The sequence below is a fragment of the Burkholderia crassaminum genome (genome assembly GCF_964265005.1).
Lineage (GTDB): Bacteria > Pseudomonadota > Gammaproteobacteria > Burkholderiales > Burkholderiaceae > Burkholderia.
Genome location: NZ_OZ183799.1, coordinates 2,295,939 through 2,310,230, shown reverse-complemented (window position 1 = coordinate 2,310,230; position 14,292 = coordinate 2,295,939). Strand labels below are relative to the sequence as shown.

Below are 14,292 nucleotides of genomic sequence, written 5' to 3'. Positions count from 1 at the left end.
TTTCATTAAAATGCGCTGTCACGTCGCGGGAACGGATCGCCGCGCGGCGGGGTCTGTCGACGTGACAGCCGCATCACGCCTTACCCGCTCTGATTCATTCGCTTGCATTTCCGCATGCGTCCGAGGGTGCCACGTACGCCCGCCATTCCGACATGCCAATTATCAAACGACCGCCTTCTTCTTCCGACAGGAACGAACCCCACTACACGCTGCGCCGTTCGCCCTCCGGAGCCTATTACCCCGATGACGACGATCGCGACGACGACCGCCGCACCCAGCGCAGCGGCGGCGGGCGCCGTCGCTCGTTCGGCTCGCGTGTCGTGCTGTGGTTCGCCGGCCTGTTCGTGACGCTGGCAATCGTCGGCGCGCTGATCGTCGGCTACGCGCTCGTCGTGATGGCACCGCAACTGCCGTCGCTCGATGCGCTGACCAACTACCAGCCGAAGGTGCCGCTGCGCGTGTTCACGGCCGATCACGTTTTGATCGGCGAGTTCGGCGAAGAGCGCCGCAGCCTCGTGCGCTTCCAGGATATTCCCGACGTGATGAAGAAGGCCGTGCTCGCGATCGAGGACTACCGCTTCTACGAGCACGGCGGCGTCGACTTCCTCGGCATCCTGCGAGCGGGCGTCGCCGACCTGATGCACGGCGGCGCGCGCCAGGGCGCGAGCACGATCACGATGCAGGTCGCGCGCAACTTCTTCCTGTCGAGCGAGAAGACCTACACGCGCAAGATTTACGAAATGCTGCTCGCGTACAAGATCGAGAGGGCCCTGACGAAGGACCAGATTCTCGAGCTGTACATGAACCAGATCTATCTCGGCCAGCGCTCGTACGGCTTTGCGGCCGCCGCGCGCGTGTACTTCGGCAAGGACCTGAAGGACATCACGCTTGCGGAAGCGGCGATGCTCGCGGGGCTGCCGAAGGCGCCGTCCGCCTATAACCCGGTCGTCAATCCGAAGCGCGCGAAGGTGCGCCAGGAATACATCCTGAAGCGCATGCTCGAGGTCGGCTACATCACGCAGCCGCAGTACGACGAGGCCGTGAAGGAAGAGATCCACGTGCGCACGCCGGGCAACCAGTACGCGGTGCACGGCGAGTACGTCGCCGAGATGGTGCGGCAGATGATGTACCAGCAGTACAAGGACGAAACCTATACGCGCGGGCTGACCGTCACGACGACGATCAACTCGGCCGACCAGGAAGCCGCGTACCAGGCCGTGCGTCGCGGCATTCTCGACTACGAGCGCCGCCACGGCTATCGCGGGCCGGAAGCGTCGATCCAGCTGCCCGCGGCCGGCGACGACCGCGACGAGGCGATCGACGACGCGCTCGCCGATCACCCGGACAACGGCGACCTGCAGTCGGCGGTCGTGCTGTCGGCGTCGCCGAACGCGGTCGAGGTGCAGTTCGTCGGCGGCGCGACCACGACGATCGGCCCGGCCGGGCTGCGCTTCGTGGCGGGCGCGCTCGGGCCCCGCGCGAACGATACGCTGCGCGTCAAGCCGGGCTCGGTCGTGCGCGTGCTGAAGGACGGCAAGACGGGCTGGCAGGTCGTGCAGCTGCCGCAGGTCGAAGGCGCGCTTGTCGCGATTGCGCCGCAGGATGGCGCGATCCGCTCGCTCGTCGGCGGCTTCGACTTCAACAAGAGCAAGTTCAACCACGTGACGCAGGCATGGCGGCAGCCGGGCTCGTCGTTCAAGCCGTTCATCTACTCGGCGTCGCTCGACAAGGGCATGGGGCCGGCGACGATGATCAACGACGCGCCGCTGTATTTCCCGCCGAGCGTGCCGGGCGGCACCGCATGGGAGCCGAAGGACGACGACCAGCCTGACGGCCCGATGACGATGCGCACCGGCCTGCAGCGTTCGAAGAACCTCGTGTCGATCCGGATCCTCGCGTCGATCGGGACGCAGTATGCGCAGCAGTACGTGACGCAGCGCTTCGGCTTCGATCCCGCGAAGACGCCGCCTTACCTGCCGATGGCGCTCGGCGCGGGCCTCGTGACGCCGCTGCAGCTCGCGACCGGCTATGCGGTGTTCGCGAACGGCGGCTACAAGGTCGATCCGTACCTGATCGCCGAGGTCGACGATGCACGCGGCCAGCCGCTGCAGAAGTCGCAGCCGGCGCTCGCGGGCAGCACGGCGCCGCGCACGATCGAAGGCCGCAACGCATACGTGATGAACAGCCTGCTGCATTCGGTCGCGACGGCCGGCACGGGCGCGGGCACCAACGCACTGGGCCGCGGTGACCTGCAGGGCAAGACTGGTACGACGAACGACGCGAAGGACGGCTGGTTCGCCGGCTACCAGCAATCGCTCGTCGCGGTTGCGTGGATGGGCTTCGACCAGCCGAAGAGCCTCGGCAGCCGCGAATTCGGCGCACAGCTCGCGTTGCCGATCTGGGTGAACTACATGCGCACCGCGCTGAACGGCGTGCCGGAGCAGCAGATGCCGATGCCTGACGGCCTGACCTCGCTCGACGGCGAGCTGTACTACGCCGATCGCACGCCGGGCAACGGCTTCGTCGCGAACGTCGACATCAACCCGGCCGAGAACGCGATCAGCGCGAACGACGCACTCGGCTCGGCCGGTGCGGCAGGGCTTGCGCCGCCGCCCGTCACGCCGCAGGAGAAGCAGCAGATCATGGACATGTTCGAGAACAAGTAAGCGGGATACTGCTGTTCATGCATGCGACGGGCGCCTTCGGGCGCCCGTTTTATTTACGGGACCGACAGCGGAAGAGGCGGAATCAGAACGATGCGCAGGCCGGCACGACCGTCATGCCGACCGATTGCTGATGAAACCGCTCCATGTAGGCCTTGCGGATTGCGGCGAGCCGCACGTGCGTGTCGGGCGTATCGTCGGCGACGATACGGATCACGAAGCTGTCTTCGCGCGTGATCCCGCCGCTTGCCCGGTCGCGCCACTGGCCGTGGGTGTCCCAGTAGGTGAGGCCGTCGGGGAAGCGCGGCGTGACCGTGTCGGCGAGGAACGCCGCACGTTCCGCATCGGTGACGGGGCCGCGCCCGGCGATGTCGCGCCCGAACAGCAGGTCGGCCTGCAGCATGCGGTTCTCGCCCGGCTGCGTGCAGGCCGACGCCGCGCCGACGACCGGCGAGGGCTGTGCCGCGCAACCGGCGAGCAGCGCGATCGCGACGCCGCCGATCACGGGCGCCGCGCGGCGCCACCAGGTCGCGGTGCGTGCGGCTGGCGGCCGCAGTTGCCCATTTCGCGTCGATCGACCTCCGTGCGCGCAAAACGCTGCGCGCTCAACCACTTGCGTGCTTGTCCGGCGGGTTATCAACAGGGCTGTCAACATAATCTGGGGATAACCCTAGGTTGATTCGCTGAGGCCCGTCGCGCGGTCAGTGCTGCAGTTTCGCGTGCGCGAGATGCATGCCGAGCGTGCCCGGGTCGGTATTCGTGCCCGACAGCAGCACGCCGACGCGCTTGCCCTGCAGCGTTTCGCGCAGCGGCCCGAGCAGCGCGGCGAGGGCGGCCGCGCACGCCGGTTCGACCGACAGTTTCAGTTGCGAGAACAGGAACAGCATCGCGGCACGCAGCGCGTCGTCGGACACGGTGACGATGCGGTCGACGTGGCGCCGGCACAGCTGGTAGCTGTATTCCTCGGTATGCGGCGCCATCAGCGAATCGGCGATCGTCTGCATCGCGCTCATCTTGATCGTGTGATTCGCCGCGAAGCTGCGGCTCATCGCGTCGGCGCCTTCCGGCTCGACGCCGTATACATGCACGCGCGGATTCGCGAGCCGCAGCGCGGTCGCCATGCCGGCCGCGAGCCCGCCGCCGCCGATCGGCACGATCACCGCATCGAGGTCGGGGGTCTGCGTCGCCCATTCGTAGCCGAGCGTCGCGGTGCCGAGGATCGTGTGATAGCCGTTGAACGGATGGATGAAGAAGCGGCCTTCCTCGGCCTCGATCCGCCGGACGAGATCGAACGCCTGCGATGCGCTGCCCGCGAGCACGACTTCCGCGCCGTACTGCTTGCACTGCGCGATGCGTGTCGGGCTCGCTGTATGGAACATCACGACCTTCGCGCTGCTGCCGAGTCGCATCGCTGCATACGCGACGGCCGCCGCGTGATTGCCGGCCGACACGCAGGTGACGCCGGCGTTCTTGCGCGCCTCGTCGAGCGCGAGCAGGTGCGTGAATGCGCCGCGCACCTTGAAGCTGCCGCTCACCTGCAGCAGTTCGAACTTGAAGTTGACGTGCGTGCCCTCGAGGGACGGCAGGTCGGCGCGTTCGAACACGGGCGTGCGCGCGACCCAGGGCGACAGCGCGAAATGCTGCGCGGCGATGTCGTCGAGCGTCGGGATCGGCTCGCCGTCGATCGTCGTATGGGCGGTGCCGTGTTGTTCAGTCGACATGACGTGGCGGGTGGCGGAGTGGGCCGGCCCGCACACGCGGGCCGGCGTGGCGGGAGGCAGTCAGTGCGCGTCGACCGACATGCTGCGGATGAACTTGCGCAGGAACTGTTCGCAGCCGGCGAGCTGCGCGAGCTCGACATATTCGTTCGGCTTGTGCGCCTGCTCGATGTTGCCGGGCCCGCAGACGACGCTCGGGATGCCCGCGCGTGCGAACAGGCCGGCTTCGGTGCCGTATGCGACCTTGCGCTTGTCCTGGTCGGCCGTCAGCGCGCGCACGAGCTGCGTGATCGCGGCCTGTTCGGTTGCGTCGAGGCCGGGCGCCGCGGCGATCTTCGAGAACTCGATCGCGGCATTCGGATGCTCGCGCAACATCTGCGGCAGCAGCGTTTCCTGCGCATACGCTTCGATGCGCGTGAAGATCTGCTCGGGATCGAGCGTCGGCAGGTTGCGGAACTCGAAGTCGAAGCGGCATTCTGCCGGCACCGTGTTGATCGCGTTGCCGCCCTGGATCGTGCTCGTCTGCGCGGTGGTGAACGGCACGTCGTACAGCTCGTCGAACGGGCCTTCGGCGCGGAAGCGGTCGGCGATGTCGCGGATATGGCAGATGAGGCGCGCCGCATATTCGATCGCGTTGAGCCCCTTCGGCGTCAGCGACGAATGCGCCGCGTGGCCGCGCACGCAGCAGCGGTACGCGTTGATGCCCTTGTGCGCGATGATCGGCCGCATGCTGGTCGGCTCGCCGACGATGCAGCCCGACGGTTGCACGCCGCGCTTGACGAGATCGGCGATCATCAGCGGCGCGCCGGCGCAGCCGATTTCCTCGTCGTAGGACAGCGCGAAATGGATCGGCTTAGCGAGCTTCGTCGCCTGCATCTCGGGCAGCAGCGCGAGCGCGGTGCCGATGAAGCCCTTCATGTCGCAGGTGCCGCGGCCGTACAGGCGGCCGTCGCGGATTTCCGGCGCGAACGGGTTGCTGTCCCATTGCTGGCCGTCGACCGGCACCACGTCGGTATGCCCCGACAGCACGATGCCGCCGTTCGTCGAGCCGTCGTGCGCGGGCACGGTCGCGAACAGGTTCGCCCAGCCTTCGCGCGGATCGTGCGTGATCGTCGACGCGATGCCTTTCGCGGCGAGCGCGTCGCGCACCGTTTCGATCAGGCCGAGGTTCGGCACGCGGCTCGTCGTGTCCATCGACACCAGTTGCTTGATCCAGGGCAGGCTGACGAGCGGCGCGTCGCCTTGGGTTGCGGCGGACGGCGCCGTCGCGTCGAGAGTGGACATGGCAAAACTCCGTCTGATGAATGCGAAAATCATACTCAAAAACGCGCCGGCCCGCCTTCGTCGGGCGCGATGCGGTGCAGCAACGTCGCGCCCGTCAGTATCGCGTCAGCGCGCCGCGGTGGCCGCACCCTGTTTCGGAGCCAGCGCGCGCAGCGTTTCCTTGATCGTCGACACGCGGATCGCGAGATCGGGCGAGCGGGTCTCGATGCGCAGCTTGTCCTGGCCCGCGAGCTTGATGTGCCGGTGCTTCTGCACCATCTCGATGATCCGCATCGGATCGATCGGCGGGTTCGGCTCGAACTGCAGCCCGATCGCGACCTCGCTGGCATCGATCTTCACGATGCCGAGCGGCTTCGCGGCGATCCGCAACCGGTGCGTCTCGACGAGCGCGTGCGCCTGCGGCGGCAGCTTGCCGAAGCGGTCGATCAGCTCTTCCTGGATGCCGTCGATCGCGTCGCCATGCTCGCAGTTCGCGAGACGCTTGTACAGCGACAGCCGCTCCTGCACGTCCGCGCAGTAGTCGGCCGGCAGGATCGCCGGCGCATGCAGGTTGATTTCCGTCGTCGCGGCGAGCGGGGCGGTGAGGTCGGGCTCCTTGCCGTTTTTCAGCGCCTTCACCGCGTCGTTCAGCATGTCCGTATAAAGCTGGAAGCCGATCTCGTGGATTTCGCCCGATTGCTTGTCGCCGAGCACTTCGCCGGTGCCGCGGATCTCGAGGTCGTGCATCGCGAGATAGAAGCCCGAACCGAGCTCCTCCATCTGCTGGATCGCTTCCAGCCGGCGCTGGGCCTGCTTGGTCAGCGCCTGCGGATCGTGGACCAGCAGGTACGCATACGCCTGGTGATGCGAGCGGCCGACGCGGCCGCGCAGCTGGTGGAGCTGCGCGAGGCCGAACTTGTCCGAGCGGTGCATGATGATCGTGTTCGCGCTCGGCACGTCGATGCCGGTCTCGATGATGGTCGTGCACAGCAGCACGTTCGCGCGCTGCGCGACGAAATCGCGCATCACCCGTTCGAGCTCGCGTTCATGCATCTGGCCGTGCGCGATCACGATGCGCGCCTCGGGCACGAGCGCCTCGAGCTTTGCCTTGCGGTTCTCGATCGTCTCGACTTCGTTGTGCAGGAAGTACACCTGGCCGCCGCGCTTCAGCTCGCGCAGCATCGCCTCGCGGATCACGCTTTCTTCCTCGCGGCGCACGAAGGTCTTGATCGCGAGCCGCTTCTGCGGCGCGGTTGCAATGACCGAGAAATCGCGCAAGCCCTCGAGCGCCATCCCGAGCGTGCGCGGAATCGGCGTCGCGGTGAGCGTCAGCACGTCGACTTCCGCGCGCAGCGCCTTCAGCGCTTCCTTCTGGCGCACGCCGAAGCGGTGTTCCTCGTCGATGATCACGAGGCCGAGGCGCTTGAAGTGCACGTCCGACGACAGCAGCTTGTGCGTGCCGATCACGATGTCGACGGTGCCTTCGTTGATCTGCGCGATCGCCGCGTTCACTTCCTTCGTGGTCTTGAAGCGCGACAGCTCGACGATCCGCACCGGCCAGTCCGCGAAGCGGTCGGCGAAGGTCTGCGTGTGCTGCTCGGCGAGCAGCGTGGTCGGCGACAGCAGCGCGACCTGCTTGCCGCCCAGCACCGCGATGAACGCGGCGCGCAGCGCGACCTCGGTCTTGCCGAAGCCGACGTCGCCGCACACGAGGCGGTCCATCGGCTTGCCGCTCGTCATGTCGCCGATCACGGCCGCGATGGCTGCCGCCTGGTCGGGCGTTTCCTCGAAGCCGAAGCTTTCGGCGAACTTCACGTAGTCGCGCGGATCGAGCGAGAACGCGTGGCCTTCGCGGGCCGCGCGGCGCGCGTACAGGTTCAGCAGTTCGGCGGCCGTGTCGCGGATCTGCTGCGCGGCCTTGCGCTTCGCGCGCTCCCACTGGCCGGAACCGAGTGCGTGCAGCGGCGCGCTGTCGGGATCGGCGCCGCTGTAGCGCGAGATCACGTGCAATTGCGCGACGGGCACGTAGAGCTTGCTGTCGCCCGAGTATTCGAGATGCAGGAATTCGGTCTCGCCTTCGCCGAGATCCATCGACACGAGGCCCATGTAGCGGCCGATGCCGTGCTGCGCGTGGACGACCGGGTCGCCGACCTTCAGCTCCGACAGGTCGCGCACCATCGCGTCGACGTTGCTGGCCTGTTCCTGCCGGCGGCGGCCCGCGCGGCGGCCGAGCGCGCCGTAGAGCTCGGTTTCGGTGACGACCGCATAGCCTTCGCCCGGCACCGCGAAGCCGTTCGCGAGCGGCGAGACGCCGAGCGCGAAGCGTTCGTCGCTCTCGAGCCAGCCCGCGAAGTGGTCGTTCGACGCGGGGCGCAGATGGTGTTCGGCGAGCAGTTGCAGGATCGTCTCGCGACGGCCGGCCGATTCGACGGTCAGCAGGACACGCTTGCCGGACGATTCGACGAACGTGCGCAGCGACGCGAGCGGATCGTCGGCATGTCGATCGACGGACAGCTCGGGCAGCGCCGTCGCCCAGCCGCCGGCCGGCTGCGCGGGTAGCGCGACGCGTGCGAACGGCTTCGCGAACGCGAAGAAATCCTCGTCGGACAGGAACAGGCGCTGCGGCTCGAGGATCGGCCGCTCGCGATCGTGCGCGAGGAACGCATGGCGCTGCTTCGTATCGGCCGTGAAGCGGCGGATCGACGCCTCGAGATCGCCGGCGAACACGAGGTGCGCATCCTGCGGCAGGTAGTGGAACAGCGTGGCGGTTTCGTCGAAGAACAGCGGCAGGTAATACTCGATGCCGGCCGACGGCACGCCGTTGCCGATGTCCTTGTAGATCGGCGCGCGGCTCGGGTCGCCTTCGAAGGTCTCGCGCCAGCGGCTGCGGAAGGCCGTGCGCGCGGCTTCGTCGAACGGGAACTCGCGGCCGGGCAGCAGGCGCACGTCGCGCACCGGGTAGAGGCTGCGCTGCGTGTCGGGGTCGAACGCACGGATCGAGTCGACCTGGTCGTCGAACAGGTCGATCCGGTACGGCAGCGGCGAGCCCATCGGGTACAGGTCGATCAGCGAGCCGCGTACGCAGTATTCACCGGGCCGCACGACCTGGCTCACGTGCTCGTAGCCGGCCAGCGTGAGCTGCGCCTTCAGCTTCGCTTCGTCGAGCCGCTCGCCCTGCGCGAACGCGAACGTGTACGCGGCCATGAACGACGCGGGCGGCATCCGGTACAGCGCGGTGGTCGCGGGCACGAGCAGGATGTCGCAGCGGCCTTCGCCGAGATCGTGCAGCGTCGCGAGACGCTCCGACACGAGATCCTGGTGCGGCGAGAACGTGTCGTACGGCAGCGTTTCCCAGTCCGGCAGCAGGCGCACGCGGGCGTCGGGCGAGAAGTAGCGGATTTCCTGCGAGAGCCGCTGCGCGTCGACTGCGTTCGCGCAGATCACCGCGAGGAGCGGCACGTCCTGGCGGTTGTCGGCGAGATAACGGGCGATGGCGAGCGCGTCGGCGGAACCATGCGTGCCGTCGAAGGCGAAACGCTGGCCGGGCTTGACGCGGGCAACGGGCGAGGCGAACGGGGTGGAAGCGTTATCTGGCATAGGGACGACAGGGGTGGCGTGCACGGGCGCATCGCGGTGCGCGGGTCGAGACGAAAGACCTATTATAAAATCCGCTTCTCGATTTCATCTTTCCGGCGTTTCCTTTCGTGACTCCCCGACTTTTCGCCCTGATTCCCTGTGCCGGCACGGGCAGCCGTTCCGGCTCGGCCGTGCCGAAGCAATACCGCACGCTGGCCGGCCGCGCGCTGCTGCACTACACGCTCGCCGCGTTCGACGCGTGCAGCGAATTCGCGCAGACGCTCGTCGTCGTCGCGCCCGACGATTCCCATTTCGATGCACGCCGCTTCGCGGGCCTGCGCTTCGCCGTGCGCCGCTGCGGCGGCGGCTCGCGCCAGGCGTCGGTGCTGAACGGGCTGCTCGAGCTGGCCGAATTCGGCGCGACCGACCACGACTGGGTGCTGGTGCACGACGCCGCGCGCCCGGGCATCACGCCGGAACTGATCCGCACGCTCGTCGCGACGCTGAAGGACGATCCGGTCGGCGGCATCGTCGCGCTGCCGGTCGCCGATACGTTGAAGCGGGTGCCGGCCGGCGGCGACGCGATCGCTCGCACCGAGTCGCGCGACGCGCTGTGGCAGGCGCAGACGCCGCAGATGTTCCGCATCGGCATGCTGCGCGAGGCGATCCTGCGCGCGCAGCGCGAAGGGCACGACCTGACCGACGAAGCGAGCGCGATCGAATGGGCCGGCCATACGCCGCGCGTCGTGCAGGGCAGCCTGCGCAATTTCAAGGTCACATACCCGGAAGATTTCGCGCTCGCGGAAGCGATCCTCGCGCGTCCCGCGAACGCTTCCTGACTTTCACCCCCTCTCAATCGGAACACGCATGGATTTCAGAATCGGACAAGGCTACGACGTGCACCAGCTCGTCGAGGGGCGCCCCCTCATCATCGGCGGCGTGACGATTCCGTACGAACGCGGCCTGCTCGGCCACTCGGACGCGGACGTGCTCCTGCACGCGATTACCGACGCGCTGTTCGGCGCGGCGGCGCTCGGCGACATCGGCCGCCATTTCTCCGACACGGACGCGGCATTCAAGGGCGCCGACAGCCGCGTGCTGCTGCGCGAGTGCGTTGCACGTATCAAGGCGGCCGGCTTCACGATCCAGAACGTCGACAGCACCGTGATCGCCCAGGCGCCGAAGCTGGCACCGCATATCGACGGGATGCGCGCGAACATCGCGGCCGATCTCGGGCTGCCGCTCGATCGCGTGAACGTGAAGGCGAAGACCAACGAGAAGCTCGGCTATCTCGGCCGCGGCGAAGGCATCGAGGCGCAGGCCGCCGCGTTGCTGGTGAAGCAGGGCGGCTGATGGCTGCTCGTGGCGGCGCGTGGTTCGCGCCGCACGCCGTCCCGCGGAAATGAAAAATGCCACGCATCAGCGTGGCATTTTCGTTTGAAGCGGGCGTCGCTGCCGGCATCGCTGCCGGCGCGCGTGGCGCAACCGCTTATTCGCCTTCTGCGGCGATGACTTGCGCGGCGGCGTTGATCACCGATGCGATACGGCCGACGTCGCGCAGCTGCGTGACGGTCATCCCTTGCTCGTTCTTCAGCAGCGCATAGTGCGACTTCACGCAGAAGTGGCACTTGCCGACGATCGACGCAGCGAGCGCGTACATCTCGAACTTGCGCTTGTCGACGCCGCCGTGCGTGGCATACGCACCCATCCGCAGCTCGGCGCGCTGCGTCTTCAGGTCGGCGTCGTCGGCCATCTCGACATACGGATACCAGGTGTTGTTCATCCCCATCAGCGCGGCCGCCGTCAGCACGGCGTTCGTCTCTTCGGGCGACAGCACGCCGGCTTCGCGGATCGTCTTGATGAGCACCGTGCTCTTCGCCGCGATCGCCGCCGCCAGCGCGACGCCGACCGCGTCGGTGCCTTCGAGCGACGAGCGCGAGATCGTGCCGTCGAGGTTCAGGCGAATGTCCTTCGCGTAGTCGGGGATACGTGCCTTAATCGAGTCGATGAATTCCATTGATATCTCCTATGGGTTGGCCGTTAAAAAAGCCCGCAGGCAGGACGTGCGCCGCGGGCTTCGTGCATCGATGCGCTTACAGCGTTGCGCCGCCGACTGCACGGTTGCACGGGCACAGTTCGTCCGTTTGCAGGCCGTCCAGAATTCGCAGGACTTCTGCCGGGCTACGGCCGACGTTCAGGTTGTTCACCGAAACGTGCTGGATCGTGTTGTCCGGATCGATGATGAACGTTGCACGCAGGGCCACGCCGGCTTCCTTGTCGCGCACGCCGAGCTGGTCGATCAGCTCGCCCTTGACGTCGCCGAACGCGTAGTGGTTCAGCTTGTCGAGGTCCTTGTGCTCACGGCGCCATGCGAGCTTGACGAATTCGTTGTCCGAGCTGCCGCCCAGCAGGATGGCATCGCGCTCTTCGAACTGCTTCGTGAGCTTTGCGAATTCGACGATTTCCGTCGGGCACACGAACGTGAAATCCTTCGGGTAGAAGTAGATGATCTTCCACTTGCCCGGGAACGACGCTTCGGTGACGGTCTCGAATGCCGACTGGCCGTTTTCTTCGTGATGGTTGAAGCCCGGCTTCGCGGCCACGACGGTGAAAGCTTCGAGTTTATCGCCCACGGTTTTCATGCGGATACTCCTGTATGAGTTGGGAAGAAGACTGAGTCAAGCTACCTCGGTGCTGCAACGATGGTGTGACAGCATGGCCGAGACTGTATCACTATTAGTAAAGCGCTTCAATAGATTTTGACTAACGATCTTCATAGTTTTTTTCAACCGGATCGATAGTGTGTAGGGCGGCAAGCGTGCGCGAGCGCGTCACGCGGTCGCACGTGCCTTGCCGGCGCCGGGGAATTCGAGCGTGACTTCGAGGCCCGCTTCGGGGCTGCGGTTGCGCAGGCGCAGTGCACCGCGATAGCGGCCGACAAGGCGCAGCACGATCGCCATCCCGAGGCCGGTGCCGTCCGCCTTGGTGCGGGCGGTGTCGACGCGGTAGAACGGCCGCATCACGAGCGGCAGTTGATCCTCGGGGATGCCGGGGCCTTCGTCGCTGACCGACAGCTCGACGCGCGCGTGCGTCACGCGCGTCTCGAGCGTGATGCGCGACACGCCGTCCTGCTTGCTCTGGCCATACTTGCGCGCGTTCTCGACGAGGTTGCCGATCACGCGGCGCATGTCGGTCTCGTCGGCTTCGATCACCGCGCTCGGCGCGAGCCGCGTGCGAATCTCGACGCCATCTTCGCCCGACACGCGCGCGGCGACTTCGTGCGCGATCGACGACAGGTCGACGGGCTCCGGTTTGCGTTGCGACGGGCGCGCGTAGTCGATGAAGGCCGCGATGATGCGGTCCATCTGCTCGATGTCGTCGACCATCGCGTCCTTGGTCGCCTGGTCGGACGGACTCATCTCGGTTTCGAGGCGCAGCCGCGCGAGCGGCGTGCGCAGGTCGTGCGAGATGCCCGCGAGCATCAGCGCGCGATCGGCCTCGAGCTGTTCGAGGTCGCGCACCATCTGGTTGAAGCTGCGGTTGGTGTCGGCCGCGACGCCCATCCCGCGCTCGGGCAGCGGGTCGGGCGCCTGGCCCGAACCGACCTGGCGTGCGACGAGCGCGAGCCGCGAGAACGGCCGGTTCACGAGGCTGGTGATGAACGCGGAGCCGAACAGCGACAACGCGAGCGCGAATAGCCCCCAGCCGGCCCACTGCAGGCCCGTGACGTTGTCGAGCTGGTCGCGGTCGAGCGCGACCCAGTAATCGTCGTCGTCGATCTTGAAGCTGATCCACACGCCGGGAATGTCGTTGACCGACTGTGCGATCACGGTATCGTCGCCAAGGCGGCTGCGGATGTCGTGTTCGATCAGGCGGTTCAGCGATTCGTCGGGCTGCAGCTTGAACTTGTCGGTCTTCTCGCGCGGGTAAACGCGCACGCCCTCGTTGCTCTCGAGATCCTGCAGCAGCGCACGCCGCAGATCGGGATCGGAATAGAGCAGGGCGGTACGCGTGAGCTTCACGATCGCGACGAGCTGCAGCGCGACGCGCTGCGCACGCGGCTCGCGCTCGATCACGCGAAAGCTCTGGAACCACGCGGCGAGACTGACCGAGATCAGCAGCGCGATCAGCAGGAAGGTGCGCCAGAACAGCCCGCCGAACGCGAGCTGCAGGAGGCGCCGGTCAATACGCATGGGACGGGCCGTGGGCGGGCGAAACCGGAAAGGAAAAAGATCAGGCGGCGCCGTCCGGGATGAACACGTAGCCGAGGCCCCAGACGGTCTGGATGAAACGCGGGCTGCCCGGATCCGGTTCGATCAGCTTGCGCAGGCGCGAAATCTGCACGTCGAGGCTACGGTCGAATACTTCGTATTCGCGGCCGCGCGCGAGTTCCATCAGCTTCTCGCGCGACAGCGGCTGGCGCGGGTGACGCGCGAACACCTTCAACACCGAGAATTCGCCGGTCGTCAGCGGAATTTCCTGGCCGGACTTCGTCAGCGTGCGCGTCGCGAGGTTCAGCGAGAACTCGCCGAACTCGAACACCTCGGTGGTTTCCGACGGCGCGCCCGGCAGTTCGGCCGGCGCCTGGCGGCGCAGCACCGCATGAATGCGCGCAACGAGTTCGCGCGGGTTGAACGGCTTCGGCAGGTAATCGTCGGCGCCCATCTCGAGGCCGACGATGCGATCCACATCCTCGCCCTTCGCGGTGAGCATGATGATCGGTGTGCGGTCGTTGCTGCCGCGCAGGCGGCGGCAGATCGACAGGCCGTCTTCGCCCGGGAGCATCAGGTCGAGCACGAGCAGGTCGAAACGCTCGCGGACCCAGAGCTTGTTCATTGCGGTCGCGTTTTCCGCGACGTAGACATTGAAACCCTGCTCGCCGAGATAGCGGCGCAGCAGATCGCGCAAGCGCGGGTCGTCGTCGACGACGAGAATCTTGGAGGGGTTTTTCGTTTCCATGATCGGCATCTTATCGCGAATGGGAATTGACGCACGGCCGCGTATTTTCGTGCGTTACAGTCGGTTACAAAATTTACCCGTAGTGTCGCGCGGAGTAAAGGCAGGCTATAGAG

General features: G+C 66.8%; 11 protein-coding genes. 3 read left to right on the top strand and 8 right to left on the bottom strand.

What is annotated here, in order from left to right:
* Positions 1–152: 152 nt before the first annotated feature.
* Positions 153–2,666 carry a penicillin-binding protein 1A gene (locus ACPTTF_RS10610; RefSeq protein ID WP_423371144.1) on the top strand — a complete coding sequence of 838 codons (2,514 nt, stop codon included), beginning with the start codon at positions 153–155 and terminating at the stop codon, positions 2,664–2,666.
* Positions 2,667–2,748: 82 nt separating this feature from the next.
* Here ACPTTF_RS10610 and ACPTTF_RS10605 read toward each other — a convergent pair whose 3' ends face one another.
* The 4 genes from ACPTTF_RS10605 to mfd all read right to left on the bottom strand — a co-directional run bounded on the left by ACPTTF_RS10605 (position 2,749) and on the right by mfd (position 9,241).
* On the bottom strand, positions 2,749–3,276 hold the full coding sequence (locus tag ACPTTF_RS10605; RefSeq protein ID WP_423371143.1) for a DUF3574 domain-containing protein: 528 nt from the start codon (positions 3,274–3,276) through the stop codon (positions 2,749–2,751).
* Between the two features lie 88 nt (positions 3,277–3,364).
* A complete protein-coding gene (locus tag ACPTTF_RS10600; RefSeq protein WP_166959872.1) occupies positions 3,365–4,384 on the bottom strand; it encodes a threonine/serine dehydratase in 1,020 nt (339 codons plus the stop codon).
* 60 nt (positions 4,385–4,444) lie between these two features.
* Positions 4,445–5,665, bottom strand: a complete 1,221-nt coding sequence (gene argE, locus ACPTTF_RS10595) for an acetylornithine deacetylase (RefSeq protein WP_166959869.1) — start codon at positions 5,663–5,665, stop codon at positions 4,445–4,447.
* A gap of 105 nt (positions 5,666–5,770) precedes the next feature.
* Entirely contained in the window at positions 5,771–9,241 is a 3,471-nt protein-coding gene (gene mfd, locus ACPTTF_RS10590) for a transcription-repair coupling factor (protein ID WP_423371142.1), read from the bottom strand.
* 107 nt (positions 9,242–9,348) lie between these two features.
* Between mfd and ispD the strand changes: the two genes are divergently transcribed.
* Both ispD and ispF read left to right on the top strand, forming a co-directional pair.
* The gene (gene ispD, locus ACPTTF_RS10585) at positions 9,349–10,059 is read left to right on the top strand and encodes a 2-C-methyl-D-erythritol 4-phosphate cytidylyltransferase (RefSeq protein ID WP_166959863.1); all 711 of its coding nucleotides are present in this window, start codon (positions 9,349–9,351) and stop codon (positions 10,057–10,059) included.
* Between the two features lie 28 nt (positions 10,060–10,087).
* The gene (ispF, locus tag ACPTTF_RS10580) at positions 10,088–10,573 is read left to right on the top strand and encodes a 2-C-methyl-D-erythritol 2,4-cyclodiphosphate synthase (protein WP_043188034.1); all 486 of its coding nucleotides are present in this window, start codon (positions 10,088–10,090) and stop codon (positions 10,571–10,573) included.
* A 136-nt stretch (positions 10,574–10,709) separates the two neighbouring features.
* Here the strand turns inward: ispF and ACPTTF_RS10575 are convergent, their stop codons facing one another.
* The 4 genes from ACPTTF_RS10575 to ompR form a co-directional block, all read right to left on the bottom strand.
* Entirely contained in the window at positions 10,710–11,237 is a 528-nt protein-coding gene (locus tag ACPTTF_RS10575; RefSeq protein ID WP_011352388.1) for a carboxymuconolactone decarboxylase family protein, read from the bottom strand.
* 76 nt (positions 11,238–11,313) lie between these two features.
* On the bottom strand, positions 11,314–11,862 hold the full coding sequence (locus ACPTTF_RS10570; RefSeq protein WP_048248514.1) for a peroxiredoxin: 549 nt from the start codon (positions 11,860–11,862) through the stop codon (positions 11,314–11,316).
* 189 nt (positions 11,863–12,051) lie between these two features.
* Positions 12,052–13,413, bottom strand: a complete 1,362-nt coding sequence (locus tag ACPTTF_RS10565) for an ATP-binding protein (RefSeq protein WP_166959860.1) — start codon at positions 13,411–13,413, stop codon at positions 12,052–12,054.
* 40 nt (positions 13,414–13,453) lie between these two features.
* Positions 13,454–14,188: a two-component system response regulator OmpR gene (gene ompR, locus ACPTTF_RS10560; RefSeq protein ID WP_006478565.1), complete on the bottom strand. Its 735-nt coding sequence runs from the start codon at positions 14,186–14,188 to the stop codon at positions 13,454–13,456.
* Between the last annotated feature and the right edge of the window lie 104 nt (positions 14,189–14,292).

Coding starts and splice junctions, on each gene's coding strand:
- ACPTTF_RS10610 (WP_423371144.1), top strand. CDS start 153: ATGCCAATTATCAAACGACCGCCTTCTTCTTCCGACAGGAACGAACCC.
- ACPTTF_RS10600 (WP_166959872.1), bottom strand. CDS start 4,384: ATGTCGACTGAACAACACGGCACCGCCCATACGACGATCGACGGCGAG.
- argE (WP_166959869.1), bottom strand. CDS start 5,665: ATGTCCACTCTCGACGCGACGGCGCCGTCCGCCGCAACCCAAGGCGAC.
- mfd (WP_423371142.1), bottom strand. CDS start 9,241: ATGCCAGATAACGCTTCCACCCCGTTCGCCTCGCCCGTTGCCCGCGTC.
- ispF (WP_043188034.1), top strand. CDS start 10,088: ATGGATTTCAGAATCGGACAAGGCTACGACGTGCACCAGCTCGTCGAG.
- ACPTTF_RS10575 (WP_011352388.1), bottom strand. CDS start 11,237: ATGGAATTCATCGACTCGATTAAGGCACGTATCCCCGACTACGCGAAG.
- ACPTTF_RS10570 (WP_048248514.1), bottom strand. CDS start 11,862: ATGAAAACCGTGGGCGATAAACTCGAAGCTTTCACCGTCGTGGCCGCG.
- ACPTTF_RS10565 (WP_166959860.1), bottom strand. CDS start 13,413: ATGCGTATTGACCGGCGCCTCCTGCAGCTCGCGTTCGGCGGGCTGTTC.
- ompR (WP_006478565.1), bottom strand. CDS start 14,188: ATGCCGATCATGGAAACGAAAAACCCCTCCAAGATTCTCGTCGTCGAC.